General features: G+C 58.4%; 5 protein-coding genes. 4 read left to right on the top strand and 1 reads right to left on the bottom strand.

What is annotated here, in order from left to right:
• The 3 genes from ACRDD5_RS15990 to ACRDD5_RS15980 all read left to right on the top strand — a co-directional run.
• Positions 1-770 (top strand): PTS transporter subunit IIC (locus ACRDD5_RS15990; protein ID WP_438677317.1); only part of this gene is annotated, 770 nt, incomplete at its 5' end.
• A gap of 41 nt (positions 771-811) precedes the next feature.
• Entirely contained in the window at positions 812-1,855 is a 1,044-nt protein-coding gene (gene gatD / locus ACRDD5_RS15985; protein WP_438677316.1) for a galactitol-1-phosphate 5-dehydrogenase, read from the top strand.
• Between the two features lie 110 nt (positions 1,856-1,965).
• Positions 1,966-2,739, top strand: a complete 774-nt coding sequence (locus ACRDD5_RS15980; protein WP_271284400.1) for a DeoR/GlpR family DNA-binding transcription regulator — start codon at positions 1,966-1,968, stop codon at positions 2,737-2,739.
• 93 nt (positions 2,740-2,832) lie between these two features.
• Here the strand turns inward: ACRDD5_RS15980 and rsmI are convergent, their stop codons facing one another.
• Positions 2,833-3,696: a 16S rRNA (cytidine(1402)-2'-O)-methyltransferase gene (gene rsmI / locus ACRDD5_RS15975; RefSeq protein WP_271284399.1), complete on the bottom strand. Its 864-nt coding sequence runs from the start codon at positions 3,694-3,696 to the stop codon at positions 2,833-2,835.
• A gap of 62 nt (positions 3,697-3,758) precedes the next feature.
• On the opposite strand from rsmI, the gene ACRDD5_RS15970 reads away from it, so the two are divergent.
• The coding region (locus tag ACRDD5_RS15970; RefSeq protein WP_438677315.1) for a penicillin-binding protein activator at positions 3,759-4,835 on the top strand (1,077 nt) is incomplete at its 3' end.

The raw sequence follows: 4,835 nt of genomic DNA, 5'->3' as shown, positions 1-4,835 counted from the left end.
CTGGGCTTAACCGCATCCATTTTAATGCCGACGACGTGCAGAAACGCTTCGGACCCTTTGGCGAGCCGGTCACCGTCGGGTTTGTGATGGGGCTGGCGATCGGTCTGCTGGCCGGTTACGACGCGAAAGGCGTGCTGCAGCTGGCAGTGAAAACGGCGGCGGTGATGCTGCTGATGCCAAGGGTGATTAAACCGATCATGGACGGTCTGAACCCGATCGCTAAACATGCCCGCAAGCGCCTGCAGGCAAAATTTGGCGGCCAGGAGTTTCTCATCGGTCTCGATCCGGCGCTGCTGCTGGGCCACACCGCGGTGGTCTCCGCCAGCTTGATCTTTATCCCGCTCACCATCCTGATTGCGGTGCTGGTGCCGGGCAACCAGGTCCTGCCGTTTGGCGACCTGGCCACCATCGGCTTCTTCGTGGCAATGGCTGTGGCTGTGCATCAGGGCAATCTGTTCCGCACGCTGATCTCCGGCGTCATCATCATGAGCATCACCCTGTGGATCGCCACCCAGACCATCGGCCTGCACACGCAGCTGGCGCAAAACGCCGGCGCGCTGAAAGCGGGTGGCCTGGTGGCCTCGATGGATCAGGGGGGCTCGCCGGTCACCTGGCTGCTGATCCAGCTCTTCACCTGGCAAAACGTGGTCGGCTTTATCGTCATCGCCGTCATCTATCTCACGGGCGTACTGCTCGCCTGGCGTCGGGCCCGCAGCTTTGTCGCGGCAGAAAAACAGGCCACCCGCCAGCAAAGCCAGACCGTATCTTGATACCCGGGGAGCGATGCTCCCCTCTTTTTTCTGGAGTGAATATGAAATCAGTGGTAATTCACGCTGAGGGCAGCGTGCGCGTTGAAGAACGTCCTGTGCCTCAGATTCAGGACGCAGATGATGTGCTGGTGCGCATTGTCTGCTCCGGACTGTGCGGATCTGACATCCCGCGTATTTTCGCCAAAGGGGCCCACTATTACCCCATCACCCTCGGACACGAATTTAGCGGCTACGTTGAAGCAACCGGCTCTCAGGTTGACGATCTGACGCCGGGAGACGCGGTCGCCTGCGTACCGCTGCTGCCCTGTTTTTCCTGCCCGCAGTGTGAAAAAGGCTACTTCTCGCTGTGTAAGCAGTATCAGTTTGTCGGCTCGCGCAGCGAGGGGGGAAACGCGGAGTTTATCGTGGTGAAGCGCGCCAACCTGTACCGCCTGCCTGCCGATATGTCCATTGAGGACGGTGCTTTTATCGAACCGATCACCGTCGGTCTGCACGCGTTCCATCTGGCGCAGGGCTGTGAGGGTAAAAACGTGGTGATTGTCGGTGCGGGCACCATTGGCCTGCTGGCGATGCAGTGCGCGCAGGCCCTGGGCGCGCGCAGCGTGACGGCTATCGACATTAACGAGGACAAGCTGGCCCTCGCCTCCTCGCTTGGCGCGACCCAGGTGTTCAACAGCAAAACGCTGAGTGCCGCTGAGATCCACGCCGGGCTACAGGAAAATCGCTTCGAGCAGCTGATTCTGGAAACCGCCGGGACACCGCAAACCGTCTCGCTGGCGATTGATATCGCTGGCCCGCGCGCACAGGTGGCGCTGGTGGGCACCCTGCACCATGACCTGACGTTATCGGCCGGAACGTTCGGGCAGATCCTGCGTAAAGAGCTGACCCTGCTCGGCAGTTGGATGAACTACTCCGCCCCATGGCCAGGCGTTGAGTGGGAGACGGCGGCGCGGCTGCTTACCGAGAAAAAACTGCAGCTGGCACCGCTGATTGCCCATATCGGCGACAGCGAAAGTTTCGCTCATGCCATCCAATCCCTGAATGGATCCCCGATGCAGGGCAAAATCCTGCTGCGCCTGGGCTGAGTCCACGAGCCAGCAACCGGAGCTGGCTCACATTTACTTTCGAACGCTAGCGTTCACCTTTCGCATCCCTTCGATTAAACTGGAGTAAGTTAATTATCAGGCAAATCAAAATGAACTCATTTGAGCGAAGGAACAAAATCGTCGATCTGGTGAATGCCAACGGCAGCGTGCTGGTGCTCGACCTTTCGAATTCTTTTGGCATCTCCGAAGTCACCATCCGTGCCGACCTGCGTCTGCTGGAAGAGAAAGGGCTGGTGACGCGCTTTCACGGTGGCGCGGCCCGACCTGGCAGCAACCTTGCGGAAAGCGAAAGCCAGGAAGTGATGCTGGAAGATCGCTACAGCCTCGCCAGCGACCCGAAAAAGCGCATCGCCCTCGCGGCAGTGGCAATGATTGAAGAGGGGATGACGGTGATCCTCGACAGCGGCAGCACCACCATGCTGATTGCAGAAGGGCTGGCGAAAAAAGCCAATATCACGGTGATCACCAACAGCCTGCCCGCAGCTTTTACGCTGTCCGACAACAAAGACATCACCCTGGTGGTGTGCGGCGGCACCGTGCGCCATAAGACTCACTCGATGCACGGCACCATTGCCGAGCGGTCATTGGCCGGCATCAGCGCCGATTTAATGTTTGTCGGCGCCGACGGCATCGATACCACCAACGGCATCACCACCTTTAACGAAGGCTATTCCATCAGCAGCGTGATGGCGGCGGCGGCGCATAAAGTGATTGCCGTGCTGGATGCGAGCAAGTTCAACCGCCGCGGCTTTAATCAGGTGTTGCCGATGGAGAAGATTAACTGCGTGATTACGGATGAGGGGATCGGCCAACGCGACAGAGAGTTACTGGGCAAGAGTGACGCCGACGTGATTATTGTCTGAATATGCGCTGGCAGGTTATCGCATGACCTGCCAGGCGCGCTTTTTATTCCGACATGTCGCGCCCTGTCAGAAGGTTTAACTCAGCGTACTGCGTTATTCCCCCTGCTGCTCCAGGGCATACTTATACAGCGCGTTCTTTTTCACGCCGTGGATTTCTGCCGCCAGCGCTGCCGCTTTCTTGAGCGGCAGTTCGGCCTGCAGAAGTGCGAGGGTACGCAGCGCGTCGGCAGGGAGAGCATCCTCTGTCGCTTTATGCCCTTCGACAATCAGCACCATCTCACCCTTGCGACGGTTGTCATCCGCTTTCACCCAGGCCAGCAACTCGCCGACCGGCAGGCCGTGAATGGTTTCCCAGGTTTTGGTCAGCTCACGCGCCAGCACCACATAGCGCGCCTCCCCCCAGACGGCCACCATATCCTCCAGGCTCTCCAGCAGGCGGTGGGTGGATTCATAGAAAATCAGCGTGCGCGGTTCAGCTTCAAGGTCCTTGAGCACATCACGACGGCCTTTCGATTTAGCGGGCAGGAAGCCCTCGTAGCAGAAACGGTCTGACGGCAGGCCCGCGGCGCTTAATGCAGCGATGGCGGCGCACGGTCCTGGCAATGGCACCACCCGGATGCCCGCTTCGCGGCAGGTGCGCACCAGATGGTAGCCAGGGTCGTTGATAAGCGGCGTCCCGGCGTCAGAGACCAGCGCGATGTTCTGCCCCTCTTTCAGCTTGGCCACCAGGGTATCGGCTTTTTGTTGCTCATTGTGATCGTGCAGGGCAAACATTCGGGCGTTAATCGCGAAATGTTGCAGCAACAGGCCGGTGTGGCGGGTGTCTTCAGCCGCAATAAGATCAACGTCTTGCAATACGGTCAGCGCACGGTGGGTAATATCAGACAAATTCCCGATAGGAGTAGGTACAATATAGAGCTGACCCTGAGAATTATCTGCCGTTTCGTGTTGTTTCATTGTTTCATCCGTATTGCCGATTTAATATTGAGCATTGCGTAAAAAATATCACTGGATACAGTATGGTACCCTTAACGTTTCTTCGTAAGAAAGTCACGCGCAGCCTTCCGCTGGTGCTGGCAGCCCTTATCTTTGCTGGCTGCGGTACGCAGGCGCCCGATCAGAGTGCTGCCCACATGGAGGGTACAGCGCAGGCTGATTCCGGCTTCTACCTGCACCAGATGGAGCAGAGCTCAAATGATACCCGGATCAACTGGCAATTACTCGCCATTCGTGCACTGCTGAAAGAAGGTAAAACCCAGCGGGCCGCCGAACTGTTTAACCAACTGCCGCAAACCTTAAGCGACAGCCAGCGCCGCGAGCAGTCGCTGCTGGCCGCCGAGCTGAAGGTTGCACAGAACGATGCTGCTGGAGCGAAAAAGATCCTCGCGGATATCGACATCAGCGCGCTGGATAAAAACCAGCAGGCCCGTTTCTGGCAGGTTGGCATTGCCGCGGAACAAGGGCGTCCTTCCCTGACCTTGCTGCGTGCCCTGATCGCTCAGGAGCCGCTGCTTGCCGGGGCCGATAAACAGAAAAATATCGATGCCACCTGGCAGGCGCTCTCTGCCATGAACCCGGATCAGGCCAACGCGCTGGTGATCAACGCTGATGAAAATGTCCTGCAGGGCTGGCTGGATCTGCAGCGCGTCTGGTTTGATAACCGTAACGATCCCGACATGATGAAAGCCGGGATCGCCGACTGGCAGAAACGTTATCCGAACAATCCGGGCGCGAAAATGCTGCCAACGCAGTTGGTTAACGTAAAAGCGTTTAAACCAGCCTCGACCAACAAAATCGCCCTGCTGTTGCCGCTGAATGGCCAGGCAGCGGTATTTGGTCGCACTATTCAGCAAGGCTTTGAAGCGGCGAAAAATATCGGCACTCAGCCAGTGGCGGCTCAGGTAGCTGCCGCACCTGCCGCAGACGTAGCTGAACAACCTCAGCCGCAAACCGTGGATGGCGTTGCCAGCCCGGCACAAGCCTCGGTTAGCGATCTGACCGGTGAACAGCCTGCGGCACAGCCAGCGCCTGTAAGCACCCCGGCAGCAACCACCACAGCGGTAAGCGCGCCAGCGAATCCATCCGCAGAACTGAAA

The sequence above is a fragment of the Silvania sp. genome, assembly GCF_051656365.1.
GTDB lineage: Bacteria > Pseudomonadota > Gammaproteobacteria > Enterobacterales > Enterobacteriaceae > Enterobacter > Enterobacter hatchlandensis.
This window is presented reverse-complemented; position numbering and strand designations above follow the sequence as displayed.

Coding starts and splice junctions, on each gene's coding strand:
- ACRDD5_RS15980 (WP_271284400.1), top strand. CDS start 1,966: ATGAACTCATTTGAGCGAAGGAACAAAATCGTCGATCTGGTGAATGCC.
- gatD (WP_438677316.1), top strand. CDS start 812: ATGAAATCAGTGGTAATTCACGCTGAGGGCAGCGTGCGCGTTGAAGAA.
- rsmI (WP_271284399.1), bottom strand. CDS start 3,696: ATGAAACAACACGAAACGGCAGATAATTCTCAGGGTCAGCTCTATATT.